Origin of the sequence: Streptomyces sp. NPDC101151 (assembly GCF_044768335.1) — a bacterium.
GTDB lineage: Bacteria > Actinomycetota > Actinomycetes > Streptomycetales > Streptomycetaceae > Streptomyces.
In genome coordinates this window covers 1-21,778 of the sequence record NZ_JBIWPP010000067.1, presented here as the reverse complement: position 1 = coordinate 21,778, position 21,778 = coordinate 1, and the positions used below count along the sequence as shown (strand labels likewise).

Genomic DNA, 21,778 nt, shown 5'->3' with positions numbered 1-21,778 from the left:
GCGATCATCTCGGACAACTCGGCATCGCGGACCGCCCGCGGACCGGGCCTGCCACTGCGGCGGGCGTAGAAGGCGGCTCGGGAGACCTGCAGCAGTTCACACGCGCGCTTGACGCTGTGACCGTCTCGCTTCTCCGCCTCGATGAACGGGTGCACCGTCACCGGGTCTCCTTGATGCTTCTATGTCAAGCACCTATGTCAAGCAGCCAACTCGATGACTTCTGTGGCGGGTTGGTCCTGGACGCGCTGTGCGGACTCGTCGGCGAGCAGGGCGCGGAAGACGCGGTCCGAGATCCGGCGTTTGAGCAGTCGAAGCGCCTCCTTGACGGTCTTTCCGACCGCGATCTGCTTGGCGTAGTACGCAGCTCCCTCCCCGCCGCCGCGCACTTGCGTGACAGCGATCATGTGGAGCGCGTTGTTGATCGTCCGGTTGCCGCCCCGGTTGAGACGGACCCTGACCCTGTTCGAGGACCAGACCGGGATCGGTGCGGTGCCGTTGAAGTGAGCGAACGCGTCCTTCGACTTGAAACGGGCGGCACCGGCGGTCTCGCCGAGGATCGCAGCCGCGCCGAGCACTCCGCAGCCGGGCACCGCCAGGAGGGCGGGCGCGAGCTGGCGCACCACCCGCCGTAACTGCCCTTCCAGGGCGTTGATGCGCTCGGTGAGTCGTCGGCACTCACGGATCAGGTCGAGAGTGATCTCGAAAAGAACTCCCGTGCGGCCGACCAGAGTTGCCTCCAAGGAGTCCAAGACACACAGACGACGCAGGCCTCGTGAGGGGACGGGCAGCTCGGGGTCGATCTCGTGGAGGAACCAGCGCAGCTTGTTGGCCGTCGCCGTGCGGTGGCGGACCAGTCGGCGGCGGTGGTCGACGATGAGCTTGGCATCACGGGCTGGCCCGTCCAGGCAGGCTTTCGGCAGGTCGGGCTCGCGCAGTGCGACTCGCGCCACGGCTTCGGCGTCGATCGGGTCGGACTTGCCGCGTTCGCGGGCTGAGCGACGAGCGCCGGCCATCAGCCTCGTATGGACCCGGACGACGGAATGACGAGCGGTCAGCAGGTCGACCTCGAAGCGGCGGGTCAGGTGCCGGCAGTCCTCCACGGCGACCAGAACCTGGCCGAACTGCTGTATCCATTCGCAGGCCTGCTGGTGGCCGGCCGTGGTTGCGGCGATCGTGAGCTGGTCCAATCGCCGTCCCAGCGGATCGATGGCCACCAGGGTGTGGGTCTTCTTGTGGGCGTCGACGCCGACCACGATCATGGATTTGCCTCCGACGGGAGCGGGAGATCCAGTGCCGGTCCGCCGCGGGGGCACGCCTCAATCGGGCTGAGAGCACGCTTCTATCAAGCCACTCCACGGGGACGCCAGGGCCGGCGGGGCGGCACATCAAGGACTAGCCACCATGCGGGGCAGCGAAAAAGAGAGCCAACCCCGCCGGTCCTGCCACTCTGGCACCACTTGGGTGCCGATGTCCCCTACTTTGGCATTGACGCGAAGAAAGCCGTGGCCCGCTTGAGGACCTCCACGTCCTCCCGCAGCCGGCGGTTCTCCCGCCGCAACACGGCCAACTCCTCGCGTTCGCTGCTGGTCAGCCCGTCCCGCTCACCCGCGTCGACCTCGGCCTGGCTGACCCACAGCCGCACCGCGGTCTCGGTCAGGTCAAAGTCCTTGGCGACCTGACCGACCGAGCGGTCACCGCGTCGGCACAGCTCAACGATCTCGGCCTTGAACTCCGGCGTGAACGAACGGCGAGGCCGAGGCTTCTTCTTCCCCATGCTCTCCATGATGGACATCCTTCCGGGGCAGAACCCCTGATCTCAGATGTCCGTCAAAGCGGATCAAGCCCACCTCACGGTGCGTGGCGCGTGAGGAGACACGAGCGTCCGCACCGCGGGGTTCACTCGGGTGCGTCCACAGCCGAAGAGGCGGGCAGCACGCTGACGGAGAGCAAGGCGGATGGCACCGCGGCACCACGCGCACCCCGAAGTGTCTCCTGTGTGATCCCGGGAATCCGCCCGGTCGCGCGCTGCCGATGGCTTCGGTGACCCGCGCGAGGTGGGACACCTCGGGCGCACGGGACGAGACCGGGCAGAACGCGGGGACCGCGCCGACGCGCAGCAGATCCGGCGGCCATGCGGTCCACGCGCCCGTTCAGGTTCGCGTACGTGATGCGGGCGCCGCCATGTGCACGAGCACGGTCCGCGGTCCGTACTGCAGGGCCCAGCGGTGATCTCGACGTCGACGACCATGGCCCTGCCCTCGAATGAGGCAACTGCCCCGGACGATCACCCGGCGGGATCGAACACGACCCGAAGCTCCGCGAGGCCGCGGAAGGCCGGGAAGGGAATCTCCAGCCAGCGCGGCTCGCCGTGGGGGTCGGCCAGAGTCGCCCTCGGGAACCGGTCGAACAGGGCGGTGAGAGCCAGCTGCATCTCCAGCCGGGCCAGCGGGGCTCCCAGGCAGTAGTGACTGCCGTGCCCGAACCCCAGATGCGCGTCCTGCGCGTTGCCCGGACGCATCACGTTCAACTCGTCCGCGGCGTCGAACTTCAGGGGATCTCGATTGGCCGAACTGATCGCGATCTGGACCAGGGCGCCCTTGGGAATGCGCGTCCCGCTGTACTCCAGGTCCTCGGTCGCGTAGCGGAACGTCGCGCTCTCCACGGAGCCGTCGTAGCGCACGAGTTCCTCGACCGCGGCCCGCATCAGCTCGGGGTTCTCCCGCACGGCGCGCAGCTGCTCGGGATGGGACAGGAGGTGATGCACAGCGTTGCCGATCAGGTACGCGGTCGTCTTGTGACCCGCGAACATCAGCAGGAACGCCGTGGAGACCAGCTCGTTCTCGGTCAGTCCGCCGTCGTCGTCCCGGACGGCGGTGAGCGCGCTCAGGAGATCGTCACCCGGACGGCTCCGCTTGGCGGCGATGAGTTGCGAGAAGTACGCGTGCAGGTCCTCCTCCGCCTTCTGCTGGGCCCGCTTGGCCTCCTCGTTGAAACCGCTCTGAGCCACCGTGGAGGACAGGTTCTGCATCCGCGCACGCTCCTGCGGCGGTACACCGAGCAGATCGCAGATCACGATGATCGGCAGCGGGAATGCGAAGACCGGCAACAGGTCGAAGGGTTCCCGGGTCGGGCACTCGTCCAGCAGGCCCCGGACGATGTCCTGGATCTTCGGCCGCAGAGCCTCCACACGCCGTGGGGTGAACGCGGAGTTGACCAGCCTGCGCAGCCGCGTGTGCTTGGGCGCGTCGGAGTTGAGCATGTTGTCGTCCAGCGCGACGGACGAGTCACCGAAGATCCTCCGGTAGGCGTCCATGGCCCCGTACATGTCCTTGCTCAACCGCGGGTCCGACAGGGCTGCTCGCGCGTCCTCGTACCGGGTGATCAGGTACGTCTCGTTGCCGTGCGGCGGATTCATGGGGCAGACGGGGGCCGCGTCGCGGAGATGGGCGTAGACCGAGTGAGGGTCTCGCCGGAACTCCGGGGTGCAGCGTTCGGCCGCGGTGACGGCGTCTTGCGTGGTGGTCACGGACGGCTCCTGAGGTCGAAGAGGGCCTCGGCGTTGCCACCGAGGATGAGCTGCTGCGACGCCTTGTCGACCGGCAGCTTCTCGATCATGCGGATCTGCTCCTCCAGCGGCACCGCCAACGGTGGTGAGTCCGTGCCGAACAACATCCGTTCGGGCCCCAGCACCTCCGCGTTCAGGCTCAGATGCGCCGAACTGGACGGGCTCGTGTCGACGTACATGCGCTGCAGCGCCGCGACCGGGTCGACCGCCGGTCCCTGGGCCGCCGGCGGGACGGAGGCCGCCTCGGGCCGGCCGGTGGGCGGCGCGCCCCCGGCCCAGTGCCGGGGGCGCGCCGCCGTGTGCAGACGCTCCGGCAGCAGCGCCATCGCGCCGCCGCCGGTCGCGCCGATCAGCCGTAGATCCGGGTACTTGTCCAGCCACCCCGCGAAGGCGATCATGGCCATGCCCATGGTGACGTCGCCGAAGCGGCCGATCTGCTCGACGAAGCCGATCTCCTCGACCCGTTCCGTGCCGACCGGTTCGGCCGGCGCGTGCACCAGGACCGGCACCCCCGCCTCCGCGGCCAGCGCGAAGAAGGAGTCGGCACGCGGGGAGCCGAGCAGCTCCCCGCGCACGCTGGACGTGGTGATCAGGCCGACGAAGGCCGGGTCCTCCAGGGTCTCCCGCACCCCGTCGAGGTGATCGTCGTCCCCGAACGGGTTGGCGTACACATAGCCGCGCAACCGGTCCGGGAACCTGGCGATCAGCCCCGACATCCAGGCGTGGAAACTGCGCAGCCGGTCTCGTGGTTGCGCGTAGTTGTCCACGCCCGGTACCCGCGCCATCGCTCCGGCACCGACGGGGCTGCCGATGATGGTGAGGCCGATGCCGGCCTCGGCGCGAGCGGCGAGCATGCCGTCCACGTCGGTCAGGCTCGGGGGCATGGGGAAGCGTTTGGCCGCCTCCGGCGGGGAGAGATGCCCGTGGATGTCGATGATCACGTGTCGCTACCCGGTTTCGGTGTGAGTGCGCGGTTTTGGTGCGAGTGCACGGGTGACCGCGGCACAGTCCTGGTCGCCCAGTCCTTGCTCGGTGGCACGGACATGGGTCTCTGCAGCGGCGGTCGCCAGCGGCAGACTCAGGCCGACTGCTGCTGCCTGCTTGGTAGCGAGCATGAGGTCTTTCGCCATCAGCCGCAGCCGGAAGTCCGGCTCGTCGAAGCGGCCCGACCCCAGGCGCCTCGACTTGAACGCCATGACCGGAGAGGCGAAACCGCTGCCTGCGATGGTCGTCAGGACCAGCTTCTGGTCGAGCCCGCAGGCGGCCGCCAGTTCGGTGACCTCGGCCAGGGCCTGCACCTCTATGCCCATCAGGAGGTTGAGGCACAGTTTCATCCGCATGCCGGAACCGAGTGCGCCCAGATGGACGACCTCCTTGCCCAGCATCTCCAGCAGCGGGCGGCCGGCGTCGAACGCCTGCTCCTCGCCACCGACGAACAGCCGCAGCTCGCCGTCACGGGCGTGGTCGCGGTTGCCGAGCATGCCGACGTCCAGAACCGAGGGGATGTCCCCGGCGATCTGGACGACCTCGTCGGGGGAGACGGTGCTGGCGCAGATCAGGACGCCGGGGTAGGGGCCGTTGGCCAGTACGCCGTCGGGTCCGCGCAGTACGGAGCCGAGGGCTTCGCCATCGGCGACGACGCAGATGGCGGCGCTCGTGCCCGCGACGGCGTCCGCGGGGTGGGCGGCGACGAAGGCGCCTGCCTCGGCAAGCGGTTCGGCCCGCTCCGAGGTACGGTTCCAGACCCGGACCCGGATGCCGCGATCGAGGAGGCGCTTGGCCAGACCGGTACCCATCGCGCCGAGCCCGAGTACGGCAACGGGGCCGTTGGCGGGCTGCGTCATGACATCACTCCCTTGGTCTCCTTGACGACCCGGAACCGCAGCGACTGCGTCGAGTCGACCCACTGGCGCAGCGGAGCCACCATGGCGCGGTGCTCCTCGCTCTGCTGCCAGGCGAAGAAGTGCTCGGCCGTCTGCCACTCGCTGGTGATGACCCACTGCCGGGAGTCGTCCACGGGTGCTCCCAGCCTCTCGACGATGTGGCCGGGGGTCTGAGCCACGGACTTGCGGAGCTGGTCGTACAGATCAAGGAATCCCTGCTCGCCGCCCTCGATCACTCGAACGGTGAAAACGACGCTCAGCTTGTCGGCCGTTTGGCCGGTGTTCCTCGTGCCCATATCTCCTCCTGATGGTGAGATCCGGTAGGACACGACTCCCACAGCCTCATGTCCCCCGTGCGGACGCAACTCCAAATGGGGGACAGGCCAACGGGGGCAAGGGGACAACCGTCCGTGGTTGCTCTGTTCGGGTGAGTGACGAAGTGGGGCGTCCTGCCCCCTGCGGAGCGCGGATGGCCGCACCCGAACGGGGGTCTGCAACTCCCTTCCGCATCCCTCGAACCACGTTGGATCAGACGCCGTTGGCGAACCCCGCCCCGAGGTGTCCAGTACGGCAGGCACGGCATGATCCGTGATGCCATCGGACGGTCCCACCCGGCGCCGTCCTGCTGCTCGACGGCGCGCCCGGCCGGCGGGACACCCGGCCGGCCCGCCTCGCCCCACCACGAGATCAGTTCAACAGCTCGGTCGGGCAGTGCCCGAGGTCGTCGGCCTCCGCGGACCGGCGGACGTAGGCGCCTCCCACAGCGGAGCGATCCGGGAGTCCCACCGCAGCCGGCAGCGGTGGGTGGAGACCGCCTCGCCGGGCCGCTCTCCGACAGCCCGGTGACACCCCGCCGCCCCGCCCGGTATCCAGACGGCGCGCGGCGTCACGACAGGGGTATCGGCTCTCGCGGGACTACGCGTCGGGATCGCGGAGGCCGACTGCGTCATGTCGCCAGAAGGGCTCGGCATAGACCAGCGTTCCCGTCATCCACGGCTCACACTCCGGGAGCCTGATCACCTGGAAGGCAGCGTCCGGGATGCGCAGGGACGGCTTTCGGAAGCCCAGGGCGCCACCGGGCGAGAACCCGAATCGTGGGTAATACCCTGGATCGCCTTCCAGGAAGACGAGGGGAACACCCCGTTCGGCAAGCATCTCCAGTCCGTGTCGCACCAGGGCCGAGCCTATGCCGCGCTTGTGGAGTTCGGGCATCACAGCCAACGGGCTGAGTACTTGGACGTCGACCAGCCGCCGAGGGGCGTCCAGCAGGCTGCGGGTGAACAGGACATGCCCGACGATCCGCCCGTCCTGCTCGGCGACCAACGAGAGTCCGTCCTCGGGTGTGATCGCGTCCCGCAGGGTGTCGACCAGGTCGGCCACGACAAGGCCGTGGTCACCGAACGCCTGCAGGTGAATGTTCCGGACAGCCTGTCTGTCGCGCGGAAGTTCTTCACGAAGATCCATATCCGGAGGGTAGGGAACCCGCCGGGTGCCTCGCACAAGGTTTTGAAGCCGTCGGGTCCGAGCGGGAACTCGGTCGCCGCCGTGATCTCCTCGGCTGCCCCGGGACACCGGTGATCCCGCCAAGGATCAGGGTGTCGGTACCGGGGTCGCGCAACTGCTGGTGGAGGTCGGTGGTGGAGCCCGCGCCGATACGGTTCTTGCGTACGACGATGTCGCCGTCCTCCGGGGCGATCGGGACGATCCCGTTCTGGAAGTCCATCGCCGGCAGGGCGGTCCGTTCACGGCAGATTTCCGGTGGGACCGGGCTCCACTTGGTGTGATGGTCTGTGACATGCCACTTCCGGCGTAATTTCTGGTTGTGGGCTTTTCGGCCGTCACGCTGTGCCTGTTGATCACGGTCCAGGTCAGGGAGACCGCTGGTGCACAGGTGGGGTGAGGTGTTGTACGAGAAGATCCGGCAGGCCCGCCAGGAGCAGCAGCGGTCCGGCCGGGAGCCGGCCGGGAGGCACAGGACATCGCCCTGCGGGGCCATCGCCGACGGGATCACCTTCCACTGCACCCTCATGCAGACCGGCACCGAGCCCTACCGCCTCCAGGCCACCGAGACCACACACCACGGCAAGACGCACCGATGAGCAGCCCCGCCGCCCACGCTCCGCGCAGCAGCCGTGCCCGGGACATCCTGGCCGCCGAGGGTCCGGCTGCGGCGCGGATCGTGGTCACCGTCGCTGCCTCATGGCAGGTGGCGTTGTGGCTCGGGGCGGACCAGCCCCCCGTCTACGCGGCCATCGTGCCGCTCGTGGCCTTGCGTGCTGACCCTGTGACCGCGCTGGCCACCTCCCTCCAACGGGTGCTGGGGGTCGTCGCGGGCGTCGTGATCGGGATCGCCGTCCTGAACGTCCTGCACCCCTCGACCGCCACGCTCGTCCTGGTCGTCGCCCTGGGCCTGGGCGCCGGAATGCTCCTGCGCGCCGGCGGCCCTCTGAACGTCCAGGTCCCGGCCTCCTCGCTGCTGGTCTTCGCCAGCACTTCTCCCGACGCCTATGCCGTCCACCGCCTCTGGGAGACCGGAGCGGGAGCGGCCGTGACGATCCTGCTCGCACCGCTGCTGTGGCCCCCCGATCCCCGCCGCACCCTCTCGGCCCTAGCCGACGACTCCCGCACACGCCTCACCCAGGCCCTCGCCGGCACCACGGCGGCCCTCGGCACCGATCCCGAGACAGCCCGCGACAACCTCACCCTCATCACCAGCCACATCGACGCCGTCCACAGCAACGCCGCGCGGGCCCGCGAAGCCGAACGTGCCATGCGCTTCAACCCCCTGCGCCGCCACCACCGAGAGACGGTAGAACTCCTGGCCCGCGACATCGCCACCGCCGACCGGCTCGCCCCGCATCTGTCGACCCTGGCCAGGGAAATCGCCTCGTTCACCGCCAGAGACGACCTCATCCCGGTCATCACTGCCGCCCGACGGCAACTGCCCGCACTCGCCGCCTCCGTCGCCCAAGCGATCAACGACGCTCTGAGCACGGAGGACCCCTGGCCGGCGCTGTCCGCGGCGCACGACACCCTCAACGCCTATGCCCGCACCGACAGCCGTCCCGCCGCCGTGGCCCTCCGCCGGCCCTACCAGCAGATCCTCGACGACCTCGACCGACACCTCGCGCCCTGAACCCGGGCACGCGGCCAGCACAAAACCCCCGTCACGAACGACCGACCCCGACGCCGACCGTTTTCGAAGGGATGCAGAGGGACCGCTCAGACGCCGGCCCATGCGCCACGGAGCGCCCGAGTCCGAGTCCGAGTGCGCGTTCCGCGAGCCCCCTTTGGCAGCTCTGTTCCGGTGAGCCCGCACGAGTTCGAGTCCGGCGCGACCAGCCGGTCCACGTCCGCCCGGGTCTGGGCGGCAGCCGGAAGGCGGTCGAAGGCACCGTCGACAGACCAGCGGGAGGCGTCCGTTGACCTGCTGCCACGGGCCGAACCCGGCAGGCAGGCCCCTCCACGGCACACCGGTACGGAAGTTGAAGGCGATGCTCTCCGGAACCTGGTGATTCCGCCACTGCCACGGGCACGGCCCACAGGCGGAAGCAGCGCTCGATCACCGACCACGCGGCATCGGACGACTCAGACGCGGTCCCTCACCGCCGACGCAACGATCAGAGGATCGGAAAGACCTGGCTGATACGGGTGGACCTGTCGGGGTGAGTGTCGTGAGCGTTGCGGTGGGCGCGACGGACAAGGCTGGTGCCGGCGATCTGCCGGCGTGCCGCGACGGCGGCGACGGTGGACGAACTGCCGGGCTGGTCGAGTTCGCGGCGGGCGCCTTCGAGACGGCGTCGACGTACATGGGCCATGACGGCCTCGTACCGGCATGCGGTCCGGGGAGTGGGGATACCGGGAACGCTCAAGGAGTTTGTGGAAGCGTCCCATCAGGGAAGGCCGTTCTTCGTGGACGACGACATACGACCGAGAGCCACCGCAGGCCCTGTCGACCTTGCCTCCGCGCACGTGGTCATAACCGGCGGATCGAGCGGCATCGGACTGGCCACGGCCCGGTTGCTCGCTGTGCGCGGCGCGAAGCTGTCGCTGATCGCCCGAGGGCGGGACCGTCTGGAGGCAGCGGCGAACGAGCTGTCGGCCGCCGCCCGGGTGGCCGACGTGTCCGACAGCCAGGCCCTCACGCGTGCCCTCGCCGAGCTGGAGGCAGCACAGGGCCGGTCCTGCGACGTCCTGATCACCTCGGCCGGGCTCGCCCGCCCCGGGCACTTCCTGGACCTCTCGGACGAGGTCTTCCGACAGATGATGGACGTCGACTACTTCGGCACGCTCCACGCACTGCGGGCCGTGGTCCCCGGCATGGTGAAACGCGGACATGGGAGTGTGGTCGCGGTGTCGTCCGCCGCCGGGCTCGTGGGGATCTTCGGCTACAGCGCATACGGGCCGGCCAAGTTCGCCGTGCGGGGACTGATGGAGTCACTGCGGGCCGAGCTCAAACCCTGCGGAGTGCACGTCGGTGTGGTCTTCCCGCCGGACGTGGACACCCCCCAACTCACGGAGGAAAACCGCTGGAAGCCGCAGGAGACGAGGGCGATCGGCGGGGCGATCAAGCCACTCTCGGCGGAGCGCGTCGCCGAGGCGATCATCGCCGGAATCGACCGCAGACGCTTCCTGATCTGCCCGGATACGGGCACCCGGCTGCTCGCCCGAAGCGGCAGTCTGCTGATGCCGCTGCTCAACCGCGAGTTCGACCGCAGGGTCAGGGCGGTCCGCAGGAAACACGGGAATACCTGACCGGCCACCGGCTCGACGTCGGCCGGCCGGAATCAACTCGGCCCGTGCCGGCCGGCCGAAAGCGCCTGGCCCACCCCTGGAACGCCCGACTCGGTCTGGACGGCCGGGACCTTGGCGGCGCGGGCGTGGTGGGCCGTGGTCTGTGGCTGCTCGGATTCATGACACGGACCAGCCGTGCAAGCAGACTGCGGATTCTGGGCGGGTGCCTGGATCGCCGACTGCCTCGGGCAGTCGGCGGAGTGCGGCGGCCAGGTGGGTCCAAGGACTCAGGCAGCTGATCGTGCGAGCAACGTGTCGATCGGGCTGCTCATGGACCCGGGCGGGCTCCGTCCAGCACCGCCGCGATGCGCTCGGCCGTCTTCTGACCTGCACGCTGCTTGATCAGACCTTCCTTCGCGATCGCCCGCACCTGCAGGATGGTGGTCCGCTCGCCGCTGCGCATCGCCTGGACGGTCACCACCACCGGGTTCATGTTGAGGGCTCCGCCTCCGGTGACCACACGGAGTGTCACGCGGTCCGTTCCTGCTTCCACCAGCTCTGGGTTCGCGCCACCGGGCAGTTGAACGAGCACGGTGCGGGCACGCTCAAGGGCAAGATCGAAACCCAGGGGCAGCTCGCGGTCGAACTCGCACACGTCATTCCTGAGGAACCGGGAGGCGAACTTCCCACCCGGGTTGATGCGGCCGACGGCTTCTGCCAGGAGTTCGTCCTCCGACTGCTGCATCCGGCGCCCCCTTCTTGCCCACACGGCCGAAACGGCTCCGCCAAGAGTGCGGCACCGCACGGGAGTTTTCAACCTCCGCCGGCAACGGCCCGACGCCGCGCCTGTCCAGCGCCCACGAAGCGCCGTCGCGCCCTCAGTCCGCCGAGCAGAAAGACACCTGTTGAGGGGCTGCCCGAGTCGACGCGGGCCGAGCTGACCGCCGGCGGGCTCCGGCAGCCGGCGAAGGGCTGAGCGGGTGTGGATGGCGCCGTTCACCGGCCCGTAGGCGGCAAGCCGGCGCCGCTGGAGTGAACGGCCCGGATGGCCCTGCCCTTCAGCGGGTGGCAGGATCAGGGGGTGTCCGTCATGAGCAAGCTGCAGATCAAGCCCGGTCAGAGTGTCGTTGTACTGGGCAAGCCCGAAGACGTCCACCTGGACGTCGAGTCCGCGGGTGACCCAGCCACAGCCGATGCGGTGCTCGCCTTCGTGACCACCGCCGGTGACCTTCTCGGGCCGTATGCGCAGGCGGCGCTTGCCGCCGCGCAGCGCGATGCCCTCGCCTGGGTGGCGTACCCGAAGGGCGGGAAACTCGGAACCGATCTGAACCGCGACACCCTGGCCACCGCGCTTTCCGAGCGGGGCGTGCGGCCCGTGCGGCAGGTCGCCATCGACGACACCTGGTCGGCGCTCCGGTTCCGACCCGGCAACTGACCTCCGGCAGCACTGCACAAGACGGCGGTCAGGCGGACGACGGCGGCCCGGATTGTGCTCATGGTTCCGTGAAGGTCATGGCTGGGTGAGGGTGCGGGCAGCGGCTCAGGCGGTGCCCTCGTCCGGTTTGTCGAGGAGGGCCAACTCCTCCTCGGTCAGGCGCAGGGTTCCGGCGGCGAGGTTCTCCGCGAGGTGCGCCGGGTTCGTGGTGCCGGGAATGGCCAGTACGTGCGGACCCCGGTGCAGGGTCCAGGCGAGCCGTACCTGGGCCGGCGTCGCATGGTGGGCGCGGGCGACGGAGTGGACGCGCGTGTCGTGCTCCTGGCTCGCGGCCGCCTCGCGCCGCAGGCCGGAGACCGCGAAGAACGGGACGAAGGCGATGCCCTGCTCCCCGCACAGGTCCACCAGCCCGCTCTCGTCGGCGCGGCGCCAGTCCAGGCCGTAGGAGTTCTGCACGCAGACCACGGGCGCGATCGTCCGGGCCTCGGCCACGTGCCGAGGCAGGACGGCCGAGAGCCCGAGGTGCCGGATCAGGCCGGCCTCGCGCAGCTCGGCGAGGGCGCCGAAGTGTTCGGCGATCGAGGCCGTGCCGGGACCGTTGGCGCGCAGGTTCACCACGTCCAGGTGGTCCCGGCCAAGCTGCCGCAGGTTCTCCTCGACCTGGCCACGCAGCTGGTCGGGGCGGGCCGTGGCGAGCCACTGGCCGGAGGGATCGCGCGCCGGGCCGACCTTGGTCACCACGACCACGTCGCCGTACCAGGACGAGAGGGCTCGGTTGATGAGCTCGTTCGCGGACCGCAGTGGCGAGAAGTAGAAGGCGGCCGTGTCGATGTGGTTGACACCCTGCTCGAATGCGCTGTGCAGCAGGCCGACGGCGACATCGCGGTCGATCGGCGTGCCGTCGGAGTTCCCCATCATGCCGTTGCCCGTCAGCCGCATCGCGCCGTAGCCGATGCGGTTCACCTCCAGGTCTCCGAGCTTCCAGGTCCCCGCCGCCGCCGCTGTGCTCACCGTGCTCCTTCGTCCGTCGGTTCGTCAGGTCCTGGAGTATGGGGCGGTCACGGTGTGCTGCGACAGGTCGACGAGCTGGGCGAAACGTCACATCCCGATCGGGAACCAACCATCGCCGCACAGCCGTTGGATCTGATGAGAGAGCGTGGTCAGGACGGAGTTTCAGACCTTGTGCCGTTGTCCTGCCAGGGCACGCTCACGGGTGCGGTGCGACGCCCTCGTCGATACTCAGCGGCGCAGGCTCGTCCGCCCCCCACGGTCTCGATTCACCCTGCCTCCACCGTGCCGGCTCGCCCGCCCTCCAGAGGTCCCGGCCCCGGCCTGGGGCGGACTGCGACGCGGGGACCGCCGCCGAACCGTCCGGCTCCGAGTCCGGCCCGGATCCTGGGATCGGCCCGGAGTACGCCTGTCGGTCCCGCGCGGCTGCTTCGCCTGCCCGGTGCGGCTCCGGCGGGCTCGTCCGGCGGAGCGCCAGATGCAGGACCGGTATCAGTACGCAGGTGACCGCGGCGCTCTGCCACAGCAGCGCGTCGAGGTGGCCCGCCGCCAGGTACGCACCGGCGGCGACCGCGGCCAGTGCGCACACTCCGCGGTCCACGATGCTCTCGACGGACAGCAGCGTGGCGCGCGGCGCGTCCGCGGGGATGGCGTCGTTGATGAGCTTGCGCTGCACGGGATAGACGAACCCGGTGATCGCGGCGAACGCGCACAACAGGGCCACCACGAGCCAGGGCCCGCCGAGGGCGGTGCCCGCGAGTGACACGGCGAGCGCCACGCTCAGCAGGGACACCCACACGACCGGCGGCACACGGCGGCTCAGCCACTGGGGACGCGCCGAGGCCACGGCTTCGGCCACTGTCATGGCCGCGAGCACACTGCCGTGTGTGCTCTCCCCGATCCCGTGGTCCAGGAGCACCGGCTGGAAGAGGTTGACCTGGCAGATCCGCGACAGCGTGAACACCGCCACGCCCTGCACCATGAGCAGCGGCAGCCACGGCGAGGCGCGCAGGGCTCGCAGGGCGGCGCCCGTGTCGCGCAGGAGCGTGCCGCTCCGCCGGCCGCGCTTGCCCGGGACGGTGTCCGTGCCGCGCGGCGCGAGGCGCGGCAGGGCGAGCGCACAGCCCAGCGACCCGGCGGCGCTCGCCGCGCTGAGGACGTACGGGGTCTGCGGAGCCAGCATCATCAACGGACCGACGAGCGGCCAGCAGACGACCTTGGCGGCCAGCCCGAGGGACCGCGCGGCGCCCTCGGCCCGCAGGTAGTGGGCGTCCGCCCCTTCGGCGCGCAGAGCGTCGTAGAGATAGGCGCTCGCCGCACCCGAGGTGAGCGAGCGTCCGGCCGCGATCGCGAGGAAGTGCAGGAGGAAGCCGGTGTACGACGGGGACAGTACCGGCACCATGTTCGCCGCCGTCATGACAACCGCGCCGGCCCGCAGGCAGTTGCGGGCGCCGATACGGTCGGCGACCACACCCGTGGGTATCTCGAACAGGCAGAAGGCGATGTAGTAGATGCTCTGGATGCCGAAGATCTGGATGTCGGACAGACCGGCGTCGCGCTGGTAGGCGTAGAAGACGGGCATCCACCACAGCAGGTTGAACAGCAGTTGGAAGCCGTTGTTCAGGCGGATGATGCGGCGGGCCGCCGGAGTGGTGACCGGCTCGGCCCGACGGTGCCGCGGGGCGGGCATGCGGCGGCTCACCGGGCGTAGGGGCGGATCTGGACCAGGTGGAACGCCCCCTCGTCCGTCATCAGCCACTCGATGTCCAGGGCGTCGTCGGCGTCGTCCTCGCTGAAGTGGGACTGCAGCAGACGCCCGGTGAGGGCCAGCCGGGCGAGTGCCTCGCGGCTCTCCGGCGGGAGGTCCTCTCCCGAGGTACCGACGTCCACCGTGCGTCCGCCGCCCTCGACGGTGTTGTACAGGTACTGCTGGGGCAGGATCGTGCCGTCCACCACCCGCTCCGGCGAACCGGGCGTGCAGTTGAGGTACACGTTGCGGAAGTCCGCACGGCGGGTGGGATTGCAGGTCACCAGCACACCCCCGAGGCTCGCCGGCACGTACTCCTGGACGATCACCCCCATGTAGGTGTCGTCCAGGGAGATGCCGACCTGATGCCGCAGGCGCACGCTGCGCGGCGACAGCAGTGACGCCCACACCTGCCGTACGGCGTCCATGAGCTGCTCCGTCCCGCGCACGGTGGTCACCGAGTCGTAGATTCCCGCGGCGGAGAAGCCGGGCAGGTCCTCCGCGTTGGAGGAGGAGCGCACCACCATGCGGTGTCCGCCGGCCAGCAGCCTCGGCACCGACGCCGTGATCGCCTGGCTCACCTCGTCCGGCATCGGCGTGCGGCGCGCGAGGTGCTGGAGGCTCAGGCACAGCGGGTCCACGATGTCGAACGCCTCCAGTTCCATGGCCATCTTCAGCTTGCCGATGCCCTGTTGGAGCGCGGGCGAGGAGGTCAGGAAAAGGTGGTGCAGACGGAACGGCAGCGCCACGCCCTCGGGGGCGCGGACCGTCTCCGCCACGCGCTCGGCCGCGGCGGCACGCAGTCGCTCCGGCGGGGCTCCCTGCTCGCCGAGACGGGAGCCCAGATGGCCGAGGAGATCGGTACGCGGCGGGCGCGGGCGGGTGTAGAACACCGTCAGGTCCGCGGTCCGGCTGTCCAGGACGTGGTGGAGTTCCCCGAGGTTGCTCGCCTTGGTGCCGTAGCTGTCGCGGTCGGTGCGCCGCAGCCGGTGCAGGGCCAGGACCGGCGCCTCCTCCAGCAGCGGCGTCTCGATACGGATGCGCTGTTCGTGCCAGGCGGGCTGCTTCAGGTCCGGTGCGCCGGACAGCGGCTCCAGTGTGATGGAGTCCTCCCGGACCCGGTAGCGCACCCAGGCCCCGTCCAGGTCGTCGTGGCGCATGAGGGCGTCGAGGTCGCGGACGATCGCGTTCGGGATGCCCCAGCCCGAGGCCAGCACATTGGTGTGCGAAAGCGGGGTGATGGGGGCGGTGTTGATGAATCCGGCGACCCTGGGCACGTCGTCGGGCAGGCGGGGCATCGCGACGATGTCGGACCAGCCGAGCTCCGCTGCGGCGGCCTCGTACTCGGCCACGGTGCGGAAGTGGCGCAGCCGGCCCTCGGCCTCTCCCGGGTTGAGGCAGGTGCGGGTCCGGTTGCCGAACAGCTTGTGGCTGAGGATGCGCGGGACGCGCGCCTCGTTGACCGAGGCCAGTTCGTGCTCCTGCCCGTGGTTGGCGGGCTTCAGCAGCAGCGGCAGACGTCCGTCCACGCGACCGCGCACGTAGAGGTAGAACTCCTCCAGCAGAGGGCCGTGCATGGTGTCCGCCTCGGTGGTCTCCAGGACCAGGAAGGGGCACTCGGTGCCGTCCGACGCCTCGTCGGTGTGCAGGGACAGCACCCCCAGGAGGAAGCGGCGTTCGGGGTCCATGTACACGGATGTGTTGAACGCGTCCAGGTCCGCGTCGAGTTCGTCCAGGGTCATGCCGAGGACACAGGTGGCGATGTAGTTGACGTGGAAGGAGTGCGCCCGGGTGTCGAGCAGATGCCAGGTGCTCTCGGCACGGTCCACCACGACCTTCAGGTACGGGTGCCCGGCAAGCACTCCGGACAGCGTCCGGAACAGCGGCAGAGAGAGGTTGGCGCCGACGACGGTGCGGTCCCCCTTGGCCCCGGGCACCTCGGTCTCGTCCAGTGCGAAGGTCATGCCCGCGCCTCCTCCGTGACGTGCGCGGGCAGGATGTGCGGCAGGGCGTCCACGACGGCGGTGAAGTCGCGGACGACGGTCTGCGGCCGGTCTGCGGACAGCAGACACAGACCCGCCATGGTGTTGGCGCCCGCTGCGGGGTCGTAGACCGGCACGGGTGTGCCGTCCGGCAGCGAACTCTCACCGACGACGGACAGCGTGCTGCCCGCGCCGATCGGAGCGGAACGGATCAGCGACGCGGAGTCCCACACGTGCCGGTGTGGCCACGGGGCTCCTGCTCCGTCCACGGCGAGGACGACCAGGGACCCGGCCGCGCCCTCGGCGTCCTCGGACGTCAACGCCTGTGACGGCCAGTCGGGCGAGCCGCCGAGCAGTTGGTCGGTGAACATGGCGACCAGGTCGAGACCGAAGACCTCCTCGATCTGCGGCACCGTCATCGCACCGCCGAAGCGTGCCGCCGTCTCGATCACCCACATGCGGCCGCTCTCGCCCAGTTTGATCTCCGTGTGGGTGCCGCAGTTCTCCAGCCCGAGTGCGTCCACGGCCCGCCGGGCCAGCGCCACGATCCTGCTCTGGGCCTCGATGCCGACCGCGGCGGGGGTGATGCCGGCCCGCTCGGTGAACGGCGCCACCGTCGGCATCCGGCCGCTCAGGCAGACCGGCCGGAAGACACCCTCGACGACCACGCCCTCGACGCTGACATAGTCACCCCATCCCGTTCCGTCGAACCACTCCTCCGCACAGCCGCTGACGATCTCCTCGACGATGAAGTCCTCGCCGGCGCCCTCGACATGAAGCTCCGCGTATCCGAGCCGCGCCGACTCGGTCATCACCGAGTGCGACCGTGCCCAGGCGCCCGGGGCGTCCGCAGGCCCTTCGATGATCTGATGCGCGGTCGAACCAGCGCTCCACGCCGCCTTCAGCAGCAGAGGACAGGTCAACTCGGCTGTCGCGGCGGCCACTTGCTCCGCGGTGGTGACGGAGCGGAAGCGGGGCTGGGGCACTCCCTGGCCTTCCCAGGCCGCGCGCATCAGCCGCTTGTCACGAGCGAGAGCCGCTGCGGGCCCGGCGCCCCGCAGTCCGAGCTGCCGGGCGGCCTCGGCCACCGCGACCACCGCGTATTCCGAGAACGTGATGACGGCGTCCGCGCCGATCTCGCGGGCGCGGGTCACGATGAGCTCGACCAGATCGCCCTTGCCCGCCTCCCCTCCCGTGCGGACCGAGGCGCACCATTGCCTCGCCTCTGCCGCCACCCCGGCGGGAAGTTCGCTGAGTGCCAGCAGGTGCACGGCGGACCTCGCGGCCACCCGCGTCAGGACGTGTCCGACCGGAGGTCCGCCCTTGGCATGCACGTACAGCACCTTCGCCACGAAAGCCCAACTCCTTCTGATGTCCAAGACCTTGTCTCTTCCGCGCGAGGTTCGCGCGGTGTGCGGCGCGACGACGCCGGGGTGCGCCGGCCGATGTCGCCCGTTGCGCGGTCTCTTTCAAGCGAAGCACTCCGGTTGCCCGCCGCAGGGCGTGCGAAGCACGAACGCCTCAGGCAAATGCCCTACTGAAGGCAGCGGTTGGCGCCATGTGAAGGTCTGGTGATGTGTTAGCGCCCGGCGTGGACACACATGCGTGACATTCGGACCGTCCTCGACGGCCCGGCATGCCGTATGCACCTACGGGACACGCATGGTGTGTCACTCAACGTGATGTTCGTGGAAGATTGAAGGAGTTGAGCTGTGGACGAGGCCGATTTCAAGACGCTGCTGGCGACCCTCCCGGTGTCCTGGTGGGAGGCCGACAGCGGCTCGGGACGGGTCGAGACCGGGGGCGGCGCCTTCGCGGACGAGCGCACCGCGCGTCGTTTCCTGGAGGCTCTGAGCCCCGATGGCGGCGGTCCGTCGCCGTTAGGCGGCGACGGGCCCTACCAGGCCCGGTTCGAGGGACGCACGTTCGACGTCAACTGGTCGGCCCGAGGAGACGGGCTGCATCGCCGCCGCAGCCGGGGAGTCGCGGTCGAGGTGGGCGGCGCGGCGGCCGGCACCACGGCGTACGCCTCGTTCGCCGACCTCAGCCCGGCCGCGGTGTTCGTCCGTGACGCCGGTGGCCGCTACGTCTGGGTCAACCACGCCTACGCCCACCTGCACGGAACCACCCGCGACACCCTGATCGGCCGCCACCTCGCCGAGGTCGACGGCCCCGAGGACGCGGCCCGGTTCCTCGCCCTCGACGAAGAGGTCCTCACCGGCGGGCACTCGGTGCGGCACACGCTCTCCTACCGGCGCTCGGACGGTTCCCCCGGAAACGCGGCCGGGTACCGCTTCGCCGTCAGCTGGGGCACGCTGCGCTGCGTCGCGGGCATCTACGTCGACGTCACCGAATACACCCACGCCCTGGACCAGCGACGCCAGGCCGAGGAGGACCTGCGCGCACTGCGGGACCACAGCGGCCTGCTCTGCCTGCGCCTGACCGCGGACGGAGTGGTCGGGGAGGCCAGCGCCGCCGTCGCCGAGCTCCTACGCGTCCGCCTGCGGGACCTCATCGGGTCGCCGGCCGACACCCTGCTGGCCGAGACGCCCGAACGGACCGCACTGCACAGGATCTGGGCCGACCTCATCGGCGGCCGGCGCAGAAGCGCACACACCAGCGCCGTGCTCGTCGACGGGGACCATCGCCGGCGCCGGGCCTGGGTCCATCTGAGCGCCGTGCGCCGTACCCAGCACCGAACCCCCGGCGTGTGGGCGGTCGTCACCCGACTCGGCCTCAGCCATGAGCCGCACCCGCCGCTGACGGCCGCTCAGGTGCGGATACTCGCCCTGCTGGCCGCGGGGCACAGCAACGCCGACATCGCCGGGGCACTGCACCTCTCGCGGCAGACCGTGGATTACCACCTGAGCCGCCTGCGGCACCTGCTGGGAGTCACGACCCGGCCGGCACTGGTGGCCCGTGCCTATGTGCTCGGCATCCTCTCGCCGCACTCCTGGCCACCCCGCTCCACCACGGCGGCACATCCGCTCAGTCCCGCCTGACCGGTCACGCCCGTCGCACGGCGGAGGCACCGCGTGCGAGCGGGACGAGGCAGAAGGTACGGTCCAGCGCCTCCTCCCTGTGCCCCGCAGGTGAAGAAGGCGTGGGGGAATTGTCGGACCTGGGGTCCAGGCATAGCGAACGCCGTCACAGCCGAGGTTGTGTCGTGTACACCTCTCCAACCCCCCACATCTCATGGAGACTTCATGTGCCGCGCCTCAGGGCCGCCCGCCACCGCCCTGCGTCTGATCGCCACCGGCGCAGGGCCCGGGCTCGCGGACCGCCCCCGGAAGATTTTTTCCGTCCAATTGGAAGGTTCTCGGCGACCCATCGGACCGGAGTCGCCGGGTTCGTTCCCATACGCATAGGGCATGACCTGCAGGCACTTCGCCGGCGGGCACAGACCAGCGCACCTTTCTTGGCTCACGCAAATCTGAATGCAGCCAGGAGCCTCTGACGTCGTGAGTCGAATTCCGCCTGCCCTCATGCACCGTTTGCGAACAGTGAAGTTTCCCTCGACATCACACTCGAAGGGGATGACATGTACACACCAAACATGTCACTCTCCTTTCACCGCCGTTCGAATTCGACAATCTCCGCAACCGATCCGGCCGGCCCCACGCCGACCGAACTTCCCCCCACAAGAGGAGCTTGTGTGACTTCCCGCTATGCGCGTCACCCGCGCAAGACGCTGGCGATCGCCACTGCTGTCGCCGCCGGAGCGCTCCTGACCAGCGCACTGAGCACCACGGCCACGGCGCAGCCCACCACCGGCCGGTCCCACCTCGCCGCAGCCCCGATCGCTCTGTCCGCGGCGGCCCGCACCACGCTGATCCAGCAGGCGCAGGCCGGCGCGGCCGAGACCGCGCAGCAGATAGGCCTCGGCGCCAAGGAGAAGCTGGTCGTCAAGGACGTCGTCAAGGACACCGACGGCACTGTGCACACGCGCTACGAGCGCACTTTCGCGGGCCTGCCCGTGCTCGGCGGCGACCTGATCGTGCACACCGCCAAGTCCGGCAAGACCGAGGGCGTGACCAGAGCGACGGGGGCCACGCTGAAGCTCGCCTCGCTCAAGCCGCAGGTCAGCGCGGCCAAGGCCGAGAAGCAGGCACTGGGACTGGCGAAGGCCGCCGGTTCGGCCAAGACCCGTGCGGACCAGGCCCCCCGCAAGGTCATATGGGCCGGCTCCGGCAAGCCCGTCCTCGCCTACGAGACCGTCGTCGGCGGCCTCCAGGACGACGGCACCCCGAACCAGCTGCACGTCGTCACCGACGCCGCCACCGGCAAGAAGCTCTACCAGTACCAGGGCATCGAGACCGGCGTCGGCAACACCAAGTACAGCGGCAAGGTGGACCTCACGACGACGCAGTCCGGGTCGTCGTACACGCTCACCGACGGGTCGCGCGGCGGTCACAAGACCAACGACCTCAACCACGGGACCTCCGGCGCCGGCACCCTGTTCTCGCAGTCGAACGACACCTGGGGAGACGGAACCGACTCGAACGCGGCGACCGCCGCCGCCGACGCCGCCTACGGCGCCCAGGAGACCTGGGACTTCTACAAGTCCGCCTTCGGGCGCAGCGGCATCAAGAACGACGGCGTCGGCGCCTACTCCCGCGTCCACTACGGCAACTCGTACGTGAACGCCTTCTGGGACGACAGCTGCTTCTGCATGACCTACGGCGACGGCTCCGGCAACAAGGACCCGCTGACCGCACTCGACGTCGCGGGTCACGAGATGAGTCACGGCGTCACCGCGAACACCGCGGGCCTGGAGTACTCCGGTGAGTCCGGCGGCCTGAACGAGGCGACCTCCGACATCTTCGGCACCGGCGTGGAGTTCTACGCCAACAACAGCTCCGACGTCGGCGACTACCTCATCGGCGAGAAGATCGACATCAACGGCGACGGCACCCCGCTGCGCTACATGGACAAGCCCAGCAAGGACGGCGGCTCGGCGGACAACTGGTCCTCCGACGTCGGCAACAAGGACGTGCACTACTCGTCCGGCGTCGCGAACCACTTCTTCTACCTGCTGTCCGAGGGCAGCGGGGCGAAGACGATCAACGGAGTGAACTACGACTCCCCCACCCAGGACGGCTCCACGGTCACCGGCATCGGCCGCGACAAGGCGCTCCAGATCTGGTACAAGGCGCTGACCACGCAGTTCACGTCCACCACCAACTATGCCAACGCCCGCAAGGGCACCCTCTCCGCGGCAGCCGACCTCTACGGAAACGACAGCACCGAGTACAAGACGGTCGCTGCGGCCTGGTCCGCCGTCAACGTCAAGTAACACCAGCGCAAGCGAAGGGCGGCACCCGGGCCCCGGGGCCGGGGGGGGCCCCCCGCGCCGTCCGCCGCCCCCCCGCGCCCGCCACAGCACCGGCACCAGCGGGATCGCCAGCACCGCAAGGACCCCGA

General features: G+C 69.8%; 19 protein-coding genes. 6 read left to right on the top strand and 13 right to left on the bottom strand.

The features are described from left to right. Positions 1–197 precede the first annotated feature (197 nt). From ACIRU3_RS45580 to ACIRU3_RS45550, 7 genes are all read right to left on the bottom strand, one after another. Complete coding sequence (locus tag ACIRU3_RS45580) at positions 198–1,259, bottom strand: IS110 family transposase (RefSeq protein ID WP_404070048.1); 1,062 nt, start codon at positions 1,257–1,259, stop codon at positions 198–200. A gap of 215 nt (positions 1,260–1,474) precedes the next feature. After that, complete coding sequence (locus ACIRU3_RS45575; RefSeq protein ID WP_404070046.1) at positions 1,475–1,783, bottom strand: transposase; 309 nt, start codon at positions 1,781–1,783, stop codon at positions 1,475–1,477. Between the two features lie 501 nt (positions 1,784–2,284). Next, positions 2,285–3,526 carry a cytochrome P450 gene (locus tag ACIRU3_RS45570; protein ID WP_404070044.1) on the bottom strand — a complete coding sequence of 414 codons (1,242 nt, stop codon included), beginning with the start codon at positions 3,524–3,526 and terminating at the stop codon, positions 2,285–2,287. Continuing rightward, positions 3,523–4,506, bottom strand: coding sequence for an amidohydrolase family protein (locus ACIRU3_RS45565; RefSeq protein ID WP_404070042.1), 984 nt, complete (start codon positions 4,504–4,506; stop codon positions 3,523–3,525). The genes ACIRU3_RS45570 and ACIRU3_RS45565 overlap by 4 nt, the downstream gene beginning before the upstream one ends. Positions 4,507–4,512: 6 nt before the next feature. Further along, the gene (locus ACIRU3_RS45560; RefSeq protein WP_404070040.1) at positions 4,513–5,409 is read right to left on the bottom strand and encodes an NAD(P)-dependent oxidoreductase; all 897 of its coding nucleotides are present in this window, start codon (positions 5,407–5,409) and stop codon (positions 4,513–4,515) included. Continuing rightward, on the bottom strand, positions 5,406–5,744 hold the full coding sequence (locus ACIRU3_RS45555; protein WP_404070038.1) for an antibiotic biosynthesis monooxygenase family protein: 339 nt from the start codon (positions 5,742–5,744) through the stop codon (positions 5,406–5,408). The genes ACIRU3_RS45560 and ACIRU3_RS45555 overlap by 4 nt, the downstream gene beginning before the upstream one ends. Positions 5,745–6,363: 619 nt before the next feature. After that, entirely contained in the window at positions 6,364–6,912 is a 549-nt protein-coding gene (locus ACIRU3_RS45550) for a GNAT family N-acetyltransferase (protein ID WP_404070036.1), read from the bottom strand. Positions 6,913–7,331: 419 nt separating this feature from the next. Between ACIRU3_RS45550 and ACIRU3_RS45545 the strand changes: the two genes are divergently transcribed. After that, complete coding sequence (locus ACIRU3_RS45545) at positions 7,332–7,547, top strand: hypothetical protein (protein ID WP_404070034.1); 216 nt, start codon at positions 7,332–7,334, stop codon at positions 7,545–7,547. Further along, positions 7,544–8,584 (top strand): aromatic acid exporter family protein, encoded by a 1,041-nt coding sequence (locus ACIRU3_RS45540; RefSeq protein ID WP_404070032.1) that lies wholly within the window; start codon positions 7,544–7,546, stop codon positions 8,582–8,584. The genes ACIRU3_RS45545 and ACIRU3_RS45540 overlap by 4 nt, the downstream gene beginning before the upstream one ends. A 484-nt stretch (positions 8,585–9,068) precedes the next feature. Here the strand turns inward: ACIRU3_RS45540 and ACIRU3_RS45535 are convergent, their stop codons facing one another. Beyond that, a complete protein-coding gene (locus tag ACIRU3_RS45535; protein ID WP_404070030.1) occupies positions 9,069–9,266 on the bottom strand; it encodes a hypothetical protein in 198 nt (65 codons plus the stop codon). A gap of 94 nt (positions 9,267–9,360) precedes the next feature. Here ACIRU3_RS45535 and ACIRU3_RS45530 point away from each other — a divergent pair, with 94 nt between their 5' ends. Beyond that, positions 9,361–10,203: an SDR family oxidoreductase gene (locus ACIRU3_RS45530; RefSeq protein ID WP_404070028.1), complete on the top strand. Its 843-nt coding sequence runs from the start codon at positions 9,361–9,363 to the stop codon at positions 10,201–10,203. Between the two features lie 307 nt (positions 10,204–10,510). On the opposite strand, the gene ACIRU3_RS45525 is transcribed toward ACIRU3_RS45530, so the two are convergent. Further along, a complete protein-coding gene (locus ACIRU3_RS45525) occupies positions 10,511–10,927 on the bottom strand; it encodes a hypothetical protein (RefSeq protein WP_404070026.1) in 417 nt (138 codons plus the stop codon). A gap of 345 nt (positions 10,928–11,272) precedes the next feature. On the opposite strand from ACIRU3_RS45525, the gene ACIRU3_RS45520 reads away from it, so the two are divergent. Further along, on the top strand, positions 11,273–11,617 hold the full coding sequence (locus tag ACIRU3_RS45520; RefSeq protein WP_404070024.1) for a hypothetical protein: 345 nt from the start codon (positions 11,273–11,275) through the stop codon (positions 11,615–11,617). A 105-nt stretch (positions 11,618–11,722) separates the two neighbouring features. Here ACIRU3_RS45520 and ACIRU3_RS45515 read toward each other — a convergent pair whose 3' ends face one another. From ACIRU3_RS45515 to ACIRU3_RS45500, 4 genes are all read right to left on the bottom strand, one after another. Further along, the gene (locus ACIRU3_RS45515) at positions 11,723–12,628 is read right to left on the bottom strand and encodes an oxidoreductase (RefSeq protein WP_404070022.1); all 906 of its coding nucleotides are present in this window, start codon (positions 12,626–12,628) and stop codon (positions 11,723–11,725) included. Between the two features lie 196 nt (positions 12,629–12,824). After that, on the bottom strand, positions 12,825–14,315 hold the full coding sequence (locus ACIRU3_RS45510) for an MFS transporter (RefSeq protein ID WP_404070020.1): 1,491 nt from the start codon (positions 14,313–14,315) through the stop codon (positions 12,825–12,827). 8 nt (positions 14,316–14,323) lie between these two features. Then, entirely contained in the window at positions 14,324–16,336 is a 2,013-nt protein-coding gene (locus ACIRU3_RS45505) for a PEP/pyruvate-binding domain-containing protein (protein WP_404070018.1), read from the bottom strand. Then, positions 16,333–17,706, bottom strand: coding sequence for an acetyl-CoA carboxylase biotin carboxylase subunit family protein (locus ACIRU3_RS45500; RefSeq protein ID WP_404070016.1), 1,374 nt, complete (start codon positions 17,704–17,706; stop codon positions 16,333–16,335). The genes ACIRU3_RS45505 and ACIRU3_RS45500 overlap by 4 nt, the downstream gene beginning before the upstream one ends. Positions 17,707–18,066: 360 nt before the next feature. On the opposite strand from ACIRU3_RS45500, the gene ACIRU3_RS45495 reads away from it, so the two are divergent. Together ACIRU3_RS45495 and ACIRU3_RS45490 are read left to right on the top strand one after the other, a co-directional pair. Then, complete coding sequence (locus ACIRU3_RS45495) at positions 18,067–19,356, top strand: PAS domain-containing protein (protein WP_404070014.1); 1,290 nt, start codon at positions 18,067–18,069, stop codon at positions 19,354–19,356. Positions 19,357–20,009: 653 nt separating this feature from the next. Continuing rightward, the gene (locus ACIRU3_RS45490) at positions 20,010–21,650 is read left to right on the top strand and encodes a M4 family metallopeptidase (protein ID WP_404070012.1); all 1,641 of its coding nucleotides are present in this window, start codon (positions 20,010–20,012) and stop codon (positions 21,648–21,650) included. The last annotated feature ends 128 nt before the right edge of the window (positions 21,651–21,778 follow it).

What these genes read in the sequence shown, in the direction of transcription:
- ACIRU3_RS45575 (WP_404070046.1), bottom strand. Translation starts at nt 1,783, where the DNA reads ATGGAGAGCATGGGGAAGAAGAAGCCTCGGCCTCGCCGTTCGTTCACG.
- ACIRU3_RS45535 (WP_404070030.1), bottom strand. Translation starts at nt 9,266, where the DNA reads ATGGCCCATGTACGTCGACGCCGTCTCGAAGGCGCCCGCCGCGAACTC.
- ACIRU3_RS45520 (WP_404070024.1), top strand. Translation starts at nt 11,273, where the DNA reads ATGAGCAAGCTGCAGATCAAGCCCGGTCAGAGTGTCGTTGTACTGGGC.
- ACIRU3_RS45550 (WP_404070036.1), bottom strand. Translation starts at nt 6,912, where the DNA reads ATGGATCTTCGTGAAGAACTTCCGCGCGACAGACAGGCTGTCCGGAAC.
- ACIRU3_RS45580 (WP_404070048.1), bottom strand. Translation starts at nt 1,259, where the DNA reads ATGATCGTGGTCGGCGTCGACGCCCACAAGAAGACCCACACCCTGGTG.
- ACIRU3_RS45560 (WP_404070040.1), bottom strand. Translation starts at nt 5,409, where the DNA reads ATGACGCAGCCCGCCAACGGCCCCGTTGCCGTACTCGGGCTCGGCGCG.
- ACIRU3_RS45555 (WP_404070038.1), bottom strand. Translation starts at nt 5,744, where the DNA reads ATGGGCACGAGGAACACCGGCCAAACGGCCGACAAGCTGAGCGTCGTT.
- ACIRU3_RS45540 (WP_404070032.1), top strand. Translation starts at nt 7,544, where the DNA reads ATGAGCAGCCCCGCCGCCCACGCTCCGCGCAGCAGCCGTGCCCGGGAC.
- ACIRU3_RS45510 (WP_404070020.1), bottom strand. Translation starts at nt 14,315, where the DNA reads ATGCCCGCCCCGCGGCACCGTCGGGCCGAGCCGGTCACCACTCCGGCG.
- ACIRU3_RS45505 (WP_404070018.1), bottom strand. Translation starts at nt 16,336, where the DNA reads ATGACCTTCGCACTGGACGAGACCGAGGTGCCCGGGGCCAAGGGGGAC.
- ACIRU3_RS45525 (WP_404070026.1), bottom strand. Translation starts at nt 10,927, where the DNA reads ATGCAGCAGTCGGAGGACGAACTCCTGGCAGAAGCCGTCGGCCGCATC.